Origin of the sequence: Dyadobacter jiangsuensis (assembly GCF_003014695.1) — a bacterium.
Lineage (GTDB): Bacteria > Bacteroidota > Bacteroidia > Cytophagales > Spirosomataceae > Dyadobacter > Dyadobacter jiangsuensis.
The window spans coordinates 193,207-208,260 of the sequence record NZ_PYAS01000008.1; the positions used below are offsets into that span (position 1 = coordinate 193,207).

Sequence of the window (15,054 nt, forward strand, 5' to 3'; positions counted from 1 at the left end):
ATAATGCGCTATGGAATGTAACTTTTCTTAGTTTCCGGTCTGGAATTGGTACCAAGAGCGCTTTTTATTGAACTCTTTCAGGATTTCGTATTAACACTACTTAACATTAAATAGCAGAACCTTACAAACCGTCGCCTGACCTTTGATCCATCAAATCAAAAACACGGTGACATTATGAAAAAGCTCCTGACAATCATTGCGCTGCTCCTGGCCGCAGCTCCTGACATGCTCGCACAAACCTCCGGACAAATCAATTACGAAGTCGTCCGGAAAATCGACCAATCGCGGTTACGCTTTATGGTAAACGGCGAAGAGGTGAAGCAGGGCGACCCCAACTTCCCGACGGACGTGCCCGACACCCGCACGATCGGCCAGAAAGTGCTGTTCGCGGGAAACCTTGTGCGCGAAAACCGCGATGAGGAAAACACGATGAAAAGGGTCATACAAGAACCCGGCGGTATGCCGCAGGTGACTAATGCAGGTCGCCCGTTTGAAGAATATGCGGTGATCGACATTGCCGGCCAGAAAGTGCTGACGTTTGTGACCGTAGGAAAAGATAAAGAGGCGCGCACCTACAAAACCGAAGCGCCGATTGAAACAACAGCCGGGTGGCAGCTCACGCAACAGACCAGGAAAATCGCAGGCTATTTGTGCCAGAAAGCGGTGGTTAATTACCACAAAGAACCCTATGCGGTATGGTTTACAACCGAATTGCCGTTCCGGTACTCGCCGGTCCCCAACCTCACACCCGAAAAAGGAGTGGTGCTGCTTGTGGAAGGAAGCAAGGAGCAGTTCAGGGCTACGAAAGTGAGCCTGGGCAAAGTCGACGATAAGGCTGTCATGCCCGATGTTCAGGCCGAGAATGTGAGTACGGAGCAAATGACCGACATCCGTCAGAAAGCAATGGCAGATTTTCACCAAAAAATGGGACCTGGCGGTGGAGGCATTTAAACTGATTTGCTGCTTGCTGCTGCTTTCGCTCTCGCCCCTGTTTGCACAAAAGGTTACCCCGGGAGGCAGCCCTCAGGCAGGTGGAATCAGCGGCATCGTGCTCGACTCGGCTTCGCGCAAGCCCCTGAGGATTGCGTCCGTCTCCCTTCTGCACGCACGGGACTCCGCATACGTAACCGCGACGACTACCGGCGGCGATGGTGATTTCCTGTTCCGGAAAGTCGCGCCAGGCTCCTACCGACTGCTCGTCACTTTTATGGGGTATAAAAATATATCCCTACCCATTACTGTAACGCGTGACGCCTCCTTGAACGTAGGAACGCTGCTCATGACCGAGCAGGGCACGCAGCTCAATGAGGTGGTGATCAAACAGGAACGCGCACCGGTGACGATCAAACAGGATACAATCGAATTCAATGCGGGTTCATTCAAAACGCAACCCAATGCGCAGGTGGAGGAGTTGCTCCGCAAGTTGCCGGGCGTGGAGGTAGCACGCGACGGTTCCATTAAGGCCAACGGCCAGGCTGTGAACAAGGTGCTCGTGGATGGCAAGCCGTTTTTTGGTAACGATCCTAAAATGGCGACCCGCAACTTGCCAGCCGACATTGTCGACAAGGTCCAGATGTTCGATCAATCATCCGATCAATCGCAGTTTTCGGGTGTGGACGACGGCGACCGCGAGCGGACGATCAACATTACCATTAAGAAGGATAAAGGGAAAGGCTATTTCGGGCAAAATGCATTGGGTGCAGGTACCAAAAACGGCGAGCAGTCGGCGCGCTACGAGGCAAAGCTGAACGTGAACCGCTTCAACAACCACAATGGCGGGCCTAACCGGCAGATTTCGGTCATTGGGCAGGCCAATAACCTGAACCAGCAGAATTTCACGATGTCGGCGGGAGGCGGCGGTCCGCAATTAATAGGCCAGCCCGGCGATGGCGGTGACGATGGACCAGCCGCGCCATCCAATATCACCGAGGTAGCCGCTTTGGGCGCTAACTACCGGACCGAGAGTAGCGCAGTCAAATGGGGCAAGCGCTCTGAAATGGCCGCCAGCTATTTCGCCAACCGCGCAGTCACCATCACCGATCAGCAAAGTCATCGGGAAAACATACTGCCCGGCCAGTCGTTCCTGACCGACCAAAGCAATTATTCCAAAAACACGCAGCTTACGCACCGTATCAATGGCCGCTTCGACCTGCCGATCGACTCGCTGACCAGTCTGCGGCTCACGCCCAATGTCAGTTTCCAAACGAAAGATTTGCTAAGCCAAAGCAACAGTTATTCGTACCGGTCGATAACAGATTCCCTAAATAGAGGCCTCACCCATTACGACCTCCATGGAACCGGATTGAATGGCTATAATAATCTGTTGCTGATGCGGAAGCTCCGGAAAGAAGGCCGGTCCTTGTCTGCAAACCTGAACACCATATTGACCACGAGCAATACGACGGCCTACAACCGGTCGGAGAACACCTTCTTCGACACACTGACGACCGGCGCCCGGCAAAACATCGACCAGCGTAACGCACAAGAGCAATCGGCTTTCCAGAACACCATGACCGTTTCTTTCACCGAGCCCATTTCTTTTACCAAAAAACTGGAATTCAGGTATGCATATAGCAACAATTTCGGAAAGCTATTCCGAAATGTGGCCAATAAAACCGAGGAAACCGACGAGTATGACCGGCCCGACGCTTCATTGAGCAGAAACTTTGTGAATACCTTTGAAACCAACCGGCTGGGCGCCACTTTCCAAACCCGGCGGTTGCGCTACACCATCGCATTGGGTGCAGACGCGCAGCTGGCATCCCTGCGGCCTGTCGACCGGTCCAGCGACGCCGGTTACCGCTCGCGTTACGGGTACTTTATGCCTAATGCGCTTTTTTCATACACATTCAGAGGAAACAAGAACCTGCGGCTGCAATACCGGACGCGCGTCGTCTCGCCGGGCATCACACAGCTCATTCCCGTTGCAGACAATTCCAATCCACTCAATATCAGCATTGGAAACCCTGCATTGCGGCCTGAATACTACCACAACCTCACGCTCACATTCAGCACCTCGTCGCGGGGCGGCACGGACAACCTCTTTATTTTCAGCAGTTTCAATCAAAGCAACAACCGCATCGGCGTTTCCACTGCCACCAACAGTTCGGGGGCGCAGGTTACAACGCCGATCAATACGAGAGGGTTTATATCGGGCAATGGATTTGTGGGATTAAGTAAAAAGATAGAGCCGTTACGGCTTTCGGTTAACCTCAGTACGCAGGGAAGCGTTGCCCGCAATACGAATGTTATCAATGAATCGGACAACGTAACCACTTCTACCTCCATCGGACAGGGTATCCGGCTGCAATCCGATTACAACGGCCGGATCGATTATGGCCTGAGTGCACGCATTACGTATCAGCAGGCTCGGTATTCCCTTTTATCCCAACAAAATATGCAATACTGGTCGCAATATGCGACGGGAGACGTGCATTGGCAGCTTCCCGGTAACATTGTTATCGCGTCGGACCTTACCTACACCGGTAACACCGGCCGCGCCGAGGGATACAACCAGCGTTTCCTCCTCTGGAATGCCTCCGTTTCCAAACAGTTTTTACGTACGAAGCAAGCTGAGGTCCGGTTGCAGGTCTTCGACCTCCTCAACCAGAATCGCAGCCTTATCCGGAACACCGGCGACGCCTATATCGAAGACGTCCGCAGCCGGATATTGAAGCGGTATTTCCTGATCAGCCTTGTGTACAATCTCAGGAAATTCGGGGTGTGAAGTTATGGTTCTCCCACCACCAACCGGCCTTTGGACTCTCCTGCCCCTCTGCCTGTGAGTGTATAATAGTAGGTACCTGGTGCCAGTTTCGAAATATCCAGCAGCTGGCTGTCGGAAGTAATGCTGAGCGATAATGCGGCTTTTCCGTTACTATCGCTCAGCTGGAACTCGCCCCCTCCGACAGCCAGCCCATTCGCCAGCGTAACCTGACTATTGGATGGATTAGGATACACAATGAAATCTTTTAGCGGGATCTTCTGCCGGGGCATCTCCACGGAAGGGCCGGTAAAAGTGCTGATGAGCCCCCTTTGCGTAGCCACATACAAACGCCCGTTCGCATACGCCAAGCCATAGGTGTAGTACCCTGCCAAAGTATCCACCGCCGTCCAGGCTTCCGAAAGCGGGGCGCCAATGCGCCGGCTGTAAAGGATTGTATGGTTATCCCCAAAATTCACTGCCGCATAAATATGTGTGGCAGTAGCTGTTGCCCGCGAAACGCTTCCGCTCCGCATGCCCGCGGGTACGTGTGTCCAGGTAGCGCCGTTGTCGGCACTCGCAAAAGCCTTGGAATTGGTAAATGCCCAGATATGCTTGCCCGTTTGTACAAAATCGAAGGTAATGAGCCCGGGAAGAATGCGACCGCCATGGTAGCGGATGTCCCACCGGCCGGTTTTATCATCCAAAACGGCAAGCGTACCATTCGCACCCATGCCGCCGATCAGGCAACTGTCGGTGTTGATAATTGCATTGAAACTGTAACTACTCCTGAAATCGAGACCGTTGTTAAATGCCGCCCAGGCGGTACCAGCCGCATTGAGCTGCTGTACACCCTGGTCGTCGGTGGCTACATATAAGGTACCTTTTCTTTCGGCAAACCGGACCGGTGCAGTCCCGGAAAGCCCCTGGGAGGCGAAGCGCCAGCTTTTGCCATTGTCGGTACTTTCATAAATGCCCTTTCCATAGCCGGTAGCGTACAGCTTGCCTTTGAAGGCGGCAAGGTCGTCGATTCCCGAGGGTGCCGGATTGAATTCCGAGGATGCCGTCCACGACGTTCCCCACCGATCGGCCACATATACCTGGCTGGCGCCGGCCGCATAAAGTTTCCCGCCAAGATTGCGTATCGCGTATATGTCGCTGGTCGGCACCTGCGTCTCCGCACGCCAGACGATGCGTGCAGCGCTTGTCAGGTCGCCGGATGTCGCATCGGACTGTGCCCATGCGTATTGAAAAGAAAGTAAACTGAGAAGGAAGCAAATGATTTTCATGGCTAACAAATGTTGTTGAAAACATGATGTCGTAAATACCACAAAAATGGTTTGTAAGGATTGAGTGAACGGTCCAGATTCCCGCCCTTAAAATGACAAAAAGCGTGCTATGGTAGCTCCATGACACGCTTCTACATTACTGTTCGTTTATCGGCTTATTATTCTTTCTTGGATCTGAAAATCTGTGCTGTTACGAGCTGTTTTTTACCCATTATCCTGACCATCAGATAACTAATAATTTCGCGCTCTCACACGACGTAAAATTAGTTCTATAATGGAAATAACAAATACTTCCATGTTATTTTTTTACCAAAAGGTAGAGCTATCAATTACGTGCCTTGCTAACCTTCCTCGCTCCCCATTTCCACGTCAAAACCAGCCCGGTAATACTCACAAGCGTTCCGCCGATCATCAGCACCATCACCACAATGTCCCACAGCGGTCGCTTGTAAACCAGAAAACTGAAATCAAAGCAGTGCAAGCCGTGGTACAGCCAGCGTTCCAGCCGGCTCAGGTCCTGGTGTTTCAAAACAACCTGTGCCGTAGCGGGATCGACGTAATACCACTTTTCGTCCTCCAACGCCATTTTCACCCGAAGCACCGGCAGGCGTTTTTCATGGTTTTTAGCGTAGTAATAATCGTCGTATGCATACAGCATAACTGCTTCCTTCAATGGCACACCTGCGTTCATTTCTTGCAATTTTGAAACAAGTGGTTCCAATGGCAGTCGGGCAAGCGGTGCTGCGTGTATGTCGTTCGCTGCGAGCAGTTGCGTATGATGCTCGTCGGCATATGCGGTATAATAAGGCTTCCCATTCCATTGCGTCAGATGGATCTCCCTGGTATCCAGCACCGAACCTAGTTTTTCCGCTGCGACGACCGATGAAATGCTGAACTTTTTCGCATCCAGTACACCTCCCGTCCACATGAAAGACTCTTCCGGTTCGAGCCGCGTAAACGGCGCCCAATCCCAGGGAGTCATGGAAAGCAGCCCGCTGAATACCCATGTAAAAACGAACAACCCAAATGCGAAGCCGGTGTAATGGTGCCAGCGAAACCATTTCTTCTTGTAAGGGCTGAATGCCACCCCGCGATTGCGCTTGTACCGCACGAAGCCCATCACCATACCCGTAATGCACATCAGGCAGCCGATTGTGGATGACCATACGATGATATCATTCCAAAGCGGGCGATTTCTGAGCAGTACTGTCGGGTAAATCCAATGCGGAATCGGTCCCAGCCAGGCCAGGAACCTTTGTTTGGCATTCACCATTTGCACCACTTCGCCCGCCTGCGCAGCCACATACACGTAGGTGCGCGCGCGGTCGGCCATATGCACGCGGTACACCGGCGTGGCGTACCCCTGCGAACGCGCAGCGGCCATCCATTGATCTATTTCCGTCAGGAATTCGACTCTTTCGATGCTCCCTCCTCTCATGAAACGAACAGCCAGCTGCACGGCCAAAGCGGAATCCGCACCTTCAAATAATGCCCCATCATCTGCAAAAACAGCCTGATACCTGCCCTTGGTCGTGGTGAGGCGGTATACCGGACGATCGAGCAGCATTCCCAACCGAATGGAGCGCAAAGTATCTTTGACTCCCGCGCTGTCGAGTGCCTGTGCAATTGTAAGGTTTGCTTTACTGAAATCGGGAGCCGGAAGGCGTTGAAGCCGCTCATGGTACCGCATGGTCGGGTATTTCACGTACATCATCGCGAAGCCCGAGAGAAACCAGACTACGAAGAGCAGGCTTAACGCGAAGCCCAGGTAGCGATGGACAAGCAGAGTTAGTTTTACCAGCTTTTTCATTATTCAGCCCGTACAAATCTCTTGATTTGTGGAAACCATTTGCTATAAACTATACCTCAAACTAACCAGAAAATTCCGCGTGGTTCCCGGCGAGAACTGGTTCGCATAGATCGCATTGGCATAATACCGCTCATTGAACAGGTTATTAATGTTCAACCGAATACCCACGCGCCCAATGCGGTACCCCAATGCCAGATCAGCCAGTGTGTAAGCCGGCATCACGAATGTGTTGGTGCTGTTGGTAAATGTCTCGTCCATGTAGTTGACACCCGCGCCTAAGCTCGCCCCTTTCCACGCGCCGTTCTGTACCTCGTAGTTCAGCCACACATTCACCATATTCGCCGGTGCAAATGCTACCTGCTTCCCGGCCACCGGATTGAGTTCCGCGCCGTCAAAAGGCAGGTATTTCGCTTTGGAAAAGGTGTAGCCTGCCGTCACGTCCAGGCCACGCGCCAGGCTTCCGTTCACCTCGGCCTCAAACCCTTTCGACTCGGCAGATCCAATACGCTTGTAAATGCCGCCGGGCAGCGCTTCGAGCTGGTTGTTTTTACGCATGTAGTAGAATGCCAGGTTAGCCGTCCATTTCGCACTCATTTCCAGCCTCGATCCCACTTCTCCCTGATACCCGGTTTCCGGATCGAACGTCTCGCCATTCGGCGCTACACGGCGGGCTGGTTTGAAATAGGTCGAGTAAGAGCCGTACACCGAAAGCACTTCCACAGGCTGGTAAACCAGTCCGGCGCGGTAGGTCAATGCCGATTTTGAAATCTTCGATTCGGGGCCTTGCGATGTCACATGCCGATCCGTATCGACCTGATCCGTGTAATAAGTGCCGCGGAAGATATCGTAGCGCAAGCCGATCAAACCTTTCAGTTTCTCGCTGATTTTGATCCAGTCTTGCACATAAATTCCGTGCACATTCTCCATCGTAGCCCGGTAGTAGGTATCCTTAAAATCAATATAACCCTGATTCAGAATGGGGTTACGCACGGCTACGGTTGCATTCTTCCCCGGCCCGAAAACGTCGCCGTTATAGGTCTTACGATCGAGCAAGCTCAGCGAATAGCCGGCCAGCAGCTTGTGTGAAATCCCTTTGGTATCAAACTCGTAAGTCAGTTCCAACTGATTTTGTAACGGCTTGGTGAGGTGATTGAAATAGAACGGAAACGATCGGTTTAATGAATCCAATGTGGTATTGAACGACAGCTCCTCGGTCGAGAAATAGTCGATGTTATCGTCGTAATAGGAAAGCTGGTCCGAAAGCGTCAGGCCGGAATTGAAACGGTGCACATATTTGAGCTGATAATCGTAGCGCGTGTGTTTCAGGAAATCAGCGGGGTCGTTGTAGCGCGTCCCGCGGTCCATACCCGGTGCGAGTCGGCTGCCTTCGAGCATCGGCAGGCCGGTATCGGTGTCGTAAATGTCCTTATTAGCACCGATAGTGAGGTAAAACAGGTCGCGCTCTGTGGGCGTGTATTCCAATGCCAGGTAACCGTTGTTGGTATTCGAGCCCGAGTGGCGGTAGCCGTCTGTATCCGACATCCCGAAGTCGATTCGGTAACGCAGCTTGTCGTTGATCGGCCCGCCCGCGCCCGCACGGATGCGCCGCGTATTGAAGCTGCCATAAGCCACCGAAAAATCAGCTTTGAAATCCGCCGAAGGCCGTTTTCGGGCAATATTAATAATCCCTCCCAAAGCCGAATGCCCAAACAGCACCGAAGCCGGTCCTTTCAGTACCTCCACGCTTTCCACATTGGCGAGGTTGGTGTTAGGTGCGCTGGTAGAAATGTTATGCCGCTCATCGCGCACGCCATCGACCATCAGTACAAAATTGGAAAAACCACGGATCGTGAAATGCTGAAAGCCGCCGTAAGTGTTGTTGGCACGCACGCCGGTAGTGTTTTTCATGGCTTCCTGCAAATCGTCGATGCCCCGCTGCTCGATCGTGCGCGCCGAAACGGCCGAGGTCGTCAGCGGCATGTCCCGTAAAGGCACGTCAATTTTATTAATGCCCGAAAACGCATTGCGGTGCGTACCGGAAACCGTCACTTCCGACAAGTGATGGGTACGGGCCACGTCTGGTCGGGCCACGCTTGGTCGGGCCACGCTGTCGGCAGGATTTACAGGTGCGGTTTGTGCCAATGCACTACTCCAAGGAGATACCAGTGCCACTGCCAGCAGGGCACACAGAGAGGCCTCCCCGATTCTGCCATACCGCGGGCAGCGGGTCGTAAAACTGAACATACTTTTAACCGTTTAAGGTGAGTAATGATCCGAAAAAGGCAGGTCTCCTGACTTGTAACATTTATGCCGTCCTTCCCGGTACAATGTTGAATGATTGAATGACTGAATGACCGAATGACCGAATAGATTTCTATTCAATCATTCAATCATTCGGTCATTCAACATTACAGTACCAGTGGACATCATCTGGCATAAACTGCATTCGTTACTTACAGTTGCGCGACAGTTCGTGATTTGCACACGATTCCCTATTAATTCACTGAATGTGAAACCTTTTCCTGTTGGAAAATAAATTAAAGAACTTGTTTGGGGCGCAAAGTTACTATTTAGTCCTAGTTTGCGGCATCAAATCGGAAAGAATAGTCACTGCAACAAAAGATCATATGGAAAGACATGTCGAGATTCGGGTCCGGCATTGGGTGTTTGTGGACGAGGTCAAATTTTTCGGTCCCGGACGCTACGAGTTGCTCGAACGCATCGCCGAAACGGGCTCCATCGCGCAGGCCGCCAAAGAGATGGGGCTATCCTACAAAAAAGCATGGGCGATGGTCGACGCGCTCAATACGCTGGGTAAAGGCCCGTATGTGGTCACCCAAAAAGGCGGTACCAAAGGCGGCGGTACTGTCCTCACCGACACGGCCCGGGATGTGATGGCCGCCTACAAACGACTCAACGACAAGCTCCTCGCCGCATTGGCAGAAGAACAGGCACTGTTGTCACTCATCTGACGCAACTCGTCAATTTTTTCCCCTCTATTGGCAGGGACTCGTTATATTTGCGATATATCCGTTTATACATATCGCTTTCGAATGAGAAAACTGCTATTACCACTACTCACTCATCTTGCATTTGCCGCACTGGCACAGGAAACTCCCTCTTCCACCGATCGTACCTTCCAGCTGGGCGAAGTCCGGGTGTCGGGCATCAGCAACCGCGACAGCATCGCTTCCCGCCTCTCCTACCGTACCATCGAGCAATTCAACCGTAATGACCTTTCCAATGCATTGAATATCCTGCCCGGCGTGAGCATTGCCAACGTGGGGCCGCGCAATGAATCGGTCGTGTACGTGCGCGGCTTCGACCTGCGCCAGGTGCCTGTGTACATCGACGGCGTGCCCGTGTATGTGCCTTACGACGGTTACGTGGACATGGGCCGTTTCACCACGTTCGATCTGGCCGAGGTGAATGTTTCCAAAGGTTTCGCTTCTATTTTATACGGTGCCAATACCATGGGCGGGGCGATCAACCTCGTTTCGCGGAAGCCGGTGAACAAGTTTGAGATCAATGGCCGGGCCGGCATTTTCAGCGGCGATGGTTACCGGTGGAACGTGAATGCGGGTTCGAGGCTGGGCAAATTCTTCTACCAGATCGGCGCTTCGCAGCTCAAACAGGACACTTACCCGCTTTCCGATGATTTCAAACCCCGGAAATACCAGCAGACAACCGACCGGGAGAATGCCTATCGTGACGATCTCAAGTTCAGCGTCAAAGCCGGTTTCACCCCCAATGCGACAGACGAATATGTGATTGGGTATGTCAATCAGCGCGGCGAAAAAGGGACGCCGCCTTATGTCGGAGATGACTCCAAAATCACCACCCGCTTCTGGAAATGGCCGAAATGGAACAAGCAGAGCCTGTATTTTATCTCGAATACCGCCATCGGCGAGAAAAACAAAGTCAAAACGCGACTCTACTACGATACTTTCGTGAACTCGCTGTTCAGCTACGACGACACTACCTACACGGCTCAAACCAAAGGCTACGCATTCCAGAGCTTCTACGACGACTATACCCTGGGCGGCAATGCCGAGTTCGAATCGCGGGCCTGGGATAACAATGTGTTCAAATTCAACGTGCAATACAAGCGCGACATCCACCGCGAGCACGACAAAGGCGAGCCAGTGCAATCCTACATCGACAATACCATTTCAATCGGCATCGAAAACACCTATCAGATCATCCCGTCGCTGGCCGTTGTGCCCGGCATTAGTTTCAATGCCCGCAATGCCGGCAAGGCGCAGGAATACAATGCCACTACCAAAGAACTGAGCGACTTTGCCGACAGTAAAAACAACGCCGTCAATGCGCAAATAGGGCTTTTCTGGGACATTAATGACAGTCACTCGCTCCGCGGGAGCGTGGCACGCAAAACCCGCTTCGCCACGATCAAGGACCGCTACTCTTACCGCATGGGCCAGGCCATTCCCAATCCCGACCTGCATGCCGAGGTAGCATTGAATTACGATCTGAGCTATTCCGGCAAAATAGCCGAAAAGCTTGCATTGCAAGCCAGCGTCTTCCAAAGTAATATCGACGATATTATCCAGCAAGTGGACAACGTGCAGCCCAACCGCTTCCAGTTGCAGAATGCCGGAAAAGCCCGTTTCTATGGTGCAGAAGCCGGTTTTGATTACCGGATCATCAACGGCTTGAAGCTCGGCTCGAACTATTCGTTTATCAAACGGAAAAACAAAACGAACCCGGCCATTCTGTTCACCAATGTACCGGAACACAAGGTATTTACCTACGCCGATTTCTCGTTCCTGAAAGTAGCCAACCTGCTCGCCAGCGTCGAGAACAACAGCAGCCGTTACAGCACCAGTTATGGTACAAAAGCAGGTGCCTACACGCTGGTGAATGCAAAAGCCTCGGTAAAATTGTATAAATTCATTTCGGCCGAAGCCGGTGTCAACAACATTTTTGACAAGAATTACAGCCTCGTGGAAGGCTTCCCGGAAGCAGGCAGGAATTTCTTCGTGAACCTGGTATTCAATTATTTTTAAACAATGTCGGGACGTCGCAAGGTATTGACGAAGTACAAGTTGGGGGGCTCAGGGTGGATTGTCACCATCCTGAGCGCCACTTTCTGCGTCTTCGCCGGTATGGTTTCCGTTACGCACAAAGCACCGGTTCCTTACGAGCTGAAATACCCGGCCAACTTCGGCTCGCGTTTCACCATTCCCGCCGACAATCCAACCACACAGGAAGGCGTGTACCTAGGCAGAATGCTTTTTTACGAAAAGCGGCTTTCGGCCAATAACAAGCTATCGTGCGAAAGCTGCCACGAGCAAAAGCGCGCATTCACCGACGGCCGCCCGGTAAGCATGGGAGTCGACGGCAGTTTCACTCCGCGCAGTTCGATGTCCCTGGCCAACCTGCTCTGGGTACGCAACTTCTTTTGGGACGGCCGCTCCCAGAGCCTCGAAGCACAGGCGGCGTTTCCGCTCACCGATCCGCATGAAATGGGGCAAACACTGGCCGAGTCCGTGAAAAAGCTGCAAAAAACCGCTCCCTATCCCGCCCTTTTCCAGGGCGCATTCGGCGAAACCGGCATTACCGAGCAAAACATCCTGAAAGCGCTCGCGCAGTTTGAAAGGACATTGATTTCGGCCGACTCACCCTATGATCGCTACATGGCAGGCCGGTACCAGCCCACAGAAACAGAATTACGGGGAATGCAGCTCTTCGAGAACGGCCCTGATCCCCGGCGCGGCATCCGCGGCGCCAACTGCGGGCATTGCCATGGCGGCCCGAAAACTTTCAAGGAACTATTCCACAACAACGGCCTCGACAGCGCATTTACCGATCCCGGCCGCGAAAAGGTTACCGCTCAGTCCATGGACAAAGGCCGTTTCCGCGTGCCGACACTCCGTAATATTCTGCTTACAGCGCCTTACATGCACGATGGCCGCTTCAAAACCATCGAATCTGTCCTCGACCATTACAGCGAACACATTCAGCAAAGCGCAACGCTCAGCAGTTTTTTACAGGATATTTCCAATGAAGAAGGTGGAAAAAGCCTCAGCCTCGCACCGCAGGAAAAGCAGGATATCATCGCATTCCTGGGTATGCTCACCGACTCGGCATTTATGACCAATCCCGCATTTACCAATCCGCATTCCATTTCAAAAGCCCAACAACATGCAAGGAATCAAGACATTCAACAGCAAATTTTTCCTGTGCGCAGCACTCCTGTGCGCCCTCATAACGCATACGTACGCGCAAACCGCGGCTACACTAACTGTCTCCGGCGAAGTAGCCACGCCGCTCGAACTCAAAGCGCAGGACTTGGCATCCATGAAGCAAGTCAGCCATAAAGTGAAAGACCGCGATGGCAAAGAGCATGAGTTCAAAGGCGTGGCACTGATTGAAATCCTCGAAAAAGCCGGAGTAACGACCGGCGCGAAACTCCGGGGTGAAAATCTGGTCAAATACGTGCTCATTACTGCCGCCGACGGCTATGAAGTACTTTACGCCCTGGCGGAAATCGACCCTGAGTTTGCGGATCAGCTGATTTTGCTGGCTACCGAAAAAGACGGCCAGCCGCTGCCTGCCGGCGAAGGGCCATTCCGCATTATCACCCCGAAAGACAAAAAGCCCGCGCGCTGGATCCGCGAGGTAAGGAGCATTAAAATCGCTTTTGCTAAAAACTGATATTCAGGTAAGCCTATAACGAACGCCGGTCCGGTCAGCGGGCTGGCGTTCGTTCTGTTTTGGCATAATTGAAATATTGGTAATCGCCGAAAACAGACATTTCGGCCGACAATTTGTAGGTACCCCACGGATAGGCTGCCTCCGTTTTTACAAGTTTCTTCTTGGAAGTGCCATTCACTTTCCGGGACTTTTGCAGCAGCTCGCCCACCGCTCTTCCATCCATTCCAGCTGGCTTAGGCAGGTTGTAAATGGCAAGAACTGTCGGAACGATATCGGCATTGGAAGTCGGCAACTCGGTGGTCGCGGGATGCTTAAAATCCGGCCCGGAAGCGAACAATGCGATATTGATCTCGTAGGGACTTGCCCCGCCGTGCCCCGCGACACCGCCTGCAAAGTCGGTACCTGCATATCCGTTATCGTTCTTTGCGTCGTTCCAATTCGGAGCTACGAGAATGTCGCCCGAGCGTTTCGGATGATCGTAATGGATCAGATCGAAGGAGAGCGTTCCCTTCACTTTTCCGTGAGTATCCCCTTTTTTAAGGCCTTTCGTAAAAACAGCGCCTGCCCACTCCTGCTTATGCAGCGCTGCTACAATGTTGCTAATGACCTTTTCGTCATGGTTTTTAACATAAATAGCACCTTCTGCCACGACGACATCATCCGATTCCTTATCTTTTTTAAAACCCTCCTTAATAAGAAAATCGGCCAGTCCCTGCCTGGCGACATGCGTCACAAATCCGTGATCGGTTGAAATAATGATGTTATACTGCTCGTCGGTTCCTTTCGCCCGCAATGCCTCCATGATCCGCCCGAATTGCGCGTCGACGTACCGGATCGCCTGCACAGCCTGCTCCGAACCGATACCGTGTTCGTGCGCCGCGCCGTCGGGGTCCGAAAACCAGATCGCGCTCACGAGCGGCCCATTTTTAACCAGGCCATATTTCAACAATGCATCCGTTATCCATTTGTGGCGCTCCATTCCCTCATGCCCGGTCTCCGGCAATGCGCCGATATCATTCAACACCTGCGCTTTGAAGCTTTCCGGCAATATGAGCCCCGGGTTAATGACCGCCCCATTCACCGTATGGTTTTGCAAAAAAGCCTGCCCGGTTGTCCCCGAGCTGAAAACCATCATTTTCTGGCCCGCATCGGCCAGTACTTCCCCCAATGATTTCGCTGTGAGCAACGGCCCTGATGTAGCGGCAGGAATTTTACTCAGATCCTCGTAAGTAGTCCCGATGGGCTTATTCGCTGCGACTTCGGGAATGTAAATGGAGTTACCCAGCAAGCCGTGCGTCCCGGGATACGAGCCCGTCGCATAGGAAGCCGAATTCACCCTCGTAACGGTCGGGAACACGCTGTGATGCTGCTTGCCCCACGCCGCCGACTGCCTGAATGCAAACAGGTTGGGCATTTGTGCTTCCGTGATATAGTCCGGGCGCAAGCCGTCGAAAAACACGATCAGTGTTTTCACTTCGAAACGGCCGCGAGCCGTACCCTGTGCATACGCCGCTTGGAGCGTAGTTAACAGAAAAAGGCAGAGCAGGTAACGGAAATGTAGCTTCATCAATGCA

Annotated in this window: 10 protein-coding genes and 1 riboswitch; of the genes, 6 read left to right on the forward strand and 4 right to left on the reverse strand. The window is 52.6% G+C overall.

Annotated elements, in window-relative coordinates:
- Nucleotides 1–174: 174 nt before the first annotated feature.
- Complete coding sequence (locus tag CLV60_RS17745) at nucleotides 175–951, forward strand: GLPGLI family protein (RefSeq protein ID WP_106596714.1); 777 nt, start codon at nucleotides 175–177, stop codon at nucleotides 949–951.
- Nucleotides 938–3,727 (forward strand): TonB-dependent receptor, encoded by a 2,790-nt coding sequence (locus CLV60_RS17750; RefSeq protein ID WP_106596715.1) that lies wholly within the window; start codon nucleotides 938–940, stop codon nucleotides 3,725–3,727. The genes CLV60_RS17745 and CLV60_RS17750 overlap by 14 nt, the downstream gene beginning before the upstream one ends.
- A gap of 2 nt (nucleotides 3,728–3,729) precedes the next feature.
- Here the strand turns inward: CLV60_RS17750 and CLV60_RS17755 are convergent, their stop codons facing one another.
- From CLV60_RS17755 to CLV60_RS17765, 3 genes are all read right to left on the reverse strand, one after another.
- Nucleotides 3,730–4,992, reverse strand: coding sequence for a T9SS type A sorting domain-containing protein (locus CLV60_RS17755; protein WP_106596716.1), 1,263 nt, complete (start codon nucleotides 4,990–4,992; stop codon nucleotides 3,730–3,732).
- Between the two features lie 325 nt (nucleotides 4,993–5,317).
- Nucleotides 5,318–6,802: a PepSY domain-containing protein gene (locus CLV60_RS17760; protein ID WP_106596717.1), complete on the reverse strand. Its 1,485-nt coding sequence runs from the start codon at nucleotides 6,800–6,802 to the stop codon at nucleotides 5,318–5,320.
- A 42-nt stretch (nucleotides 6,803–6,844) separates the two neighbouring features.
- Complete coding sequence (locus CLV60_RS17765; protein ID WP_106596718.1) at nucleotides 6,845–9,046, reverse strand: TonB-dependent receptor; 2,202 nt, start codon at nucleotides 9,044–9,046, stop codon at nucleotides 6,845–6,847.
- A 20-nt stretch (nucleotides 9,047–9,066) separates the two neighbouring features.
- Nucleotides 9,067–9,337, reverse strand: a riboswitch (cobalamin riboswitch).
- 92 nt (nucleotides 9,338–9,429) lie between these two features.
- Between CLV60_RS17765 and CLV60_RS17770 the strand changes: the two genes are divergently transcribed.
- The 4 genes from CLV60_RS17770 to CLV60_RS17785 all read left to right on the forward strand — a co-directional run bounded on the left by CLV60_RS17770 (nucleotide 9,430) and on the right by CLV60_RS17785 (nucleotide 13,480).
- Nucleotides 9,430–9,774, forward strand: coding sequence for a winged helix-turn-helix domain-containing protein (locus CLV60_RS17770; protein ID WP_106596719.1), 345 nt, complete (start codon nucleotides 9,430–9,432; stop codon nucleotides 9,772–9,774).
- A gap of 81 nt (nucleotides 9,775–9,855) precedes the next feature.
- Nucleotides 9,856–11,829: a TonB-dependent receptor plug domain-containing protein gene (locus tag CLV60_RS17775; protein WP_106596720.1), complete on the forward strand. Its 1,974-nt coding sequence runs from the start codon at nucleotides 9,856–9,858 to the stop codon at nucleotides 11,827–11,829.
- A gap of 3 nt (nucleotides 11,830–11,832) precedes the next feature.
- Nucleotides 11,833–13,143: a cytochrome-c peroxidase gene (locus CLV60_RS17780; protein WP_229211018.1), complete on the forward strand. Its 1,311-nt coding sequence runs from the start codon at nucleotides 11,833–11,835 to the stop codon at nucleotides 13,141–13,143.
- Nucleotides 13,124–13,480 (forward strand): molybdopterin-dependent oxidoreductase, encoded by a 357-nt coding sequence (locus tag CLV60_RS17785; protein ID WP_310589347.1) that lies wholly within the window; start codon nucleotides 13,124–13,126, stop codon nucleotides 13,478–13,480. Before CLV60_RS17780 ends, CLV60_RS17785 begins: the two co-directional genes overlap by 20 nt.
- 34 nt (nucleotides 13,481–13,514) lie before the next feature.
- Here CLV60_RS17785 and CLV60_RS17790 read toward each other — a convergent pair whose 3' ends face one another.
- Nucleotides 13,515–15,047 carry an alkaline phosphatase family protein gene (locus CLV60_RS17790; RefSeq protein ID WP_106596722.1) on the reverse strand — a complete coding sequence of 511 codons (1,533 nt, stop codon included), beginning with the start codon at nucleotides 15,045–15,047 and terminating at the stop codon, nucleotides 13,515–13,517.
- Between the last annotated feature and the right edge of the window lie 7 nt (nucleotides 15,048–15,054).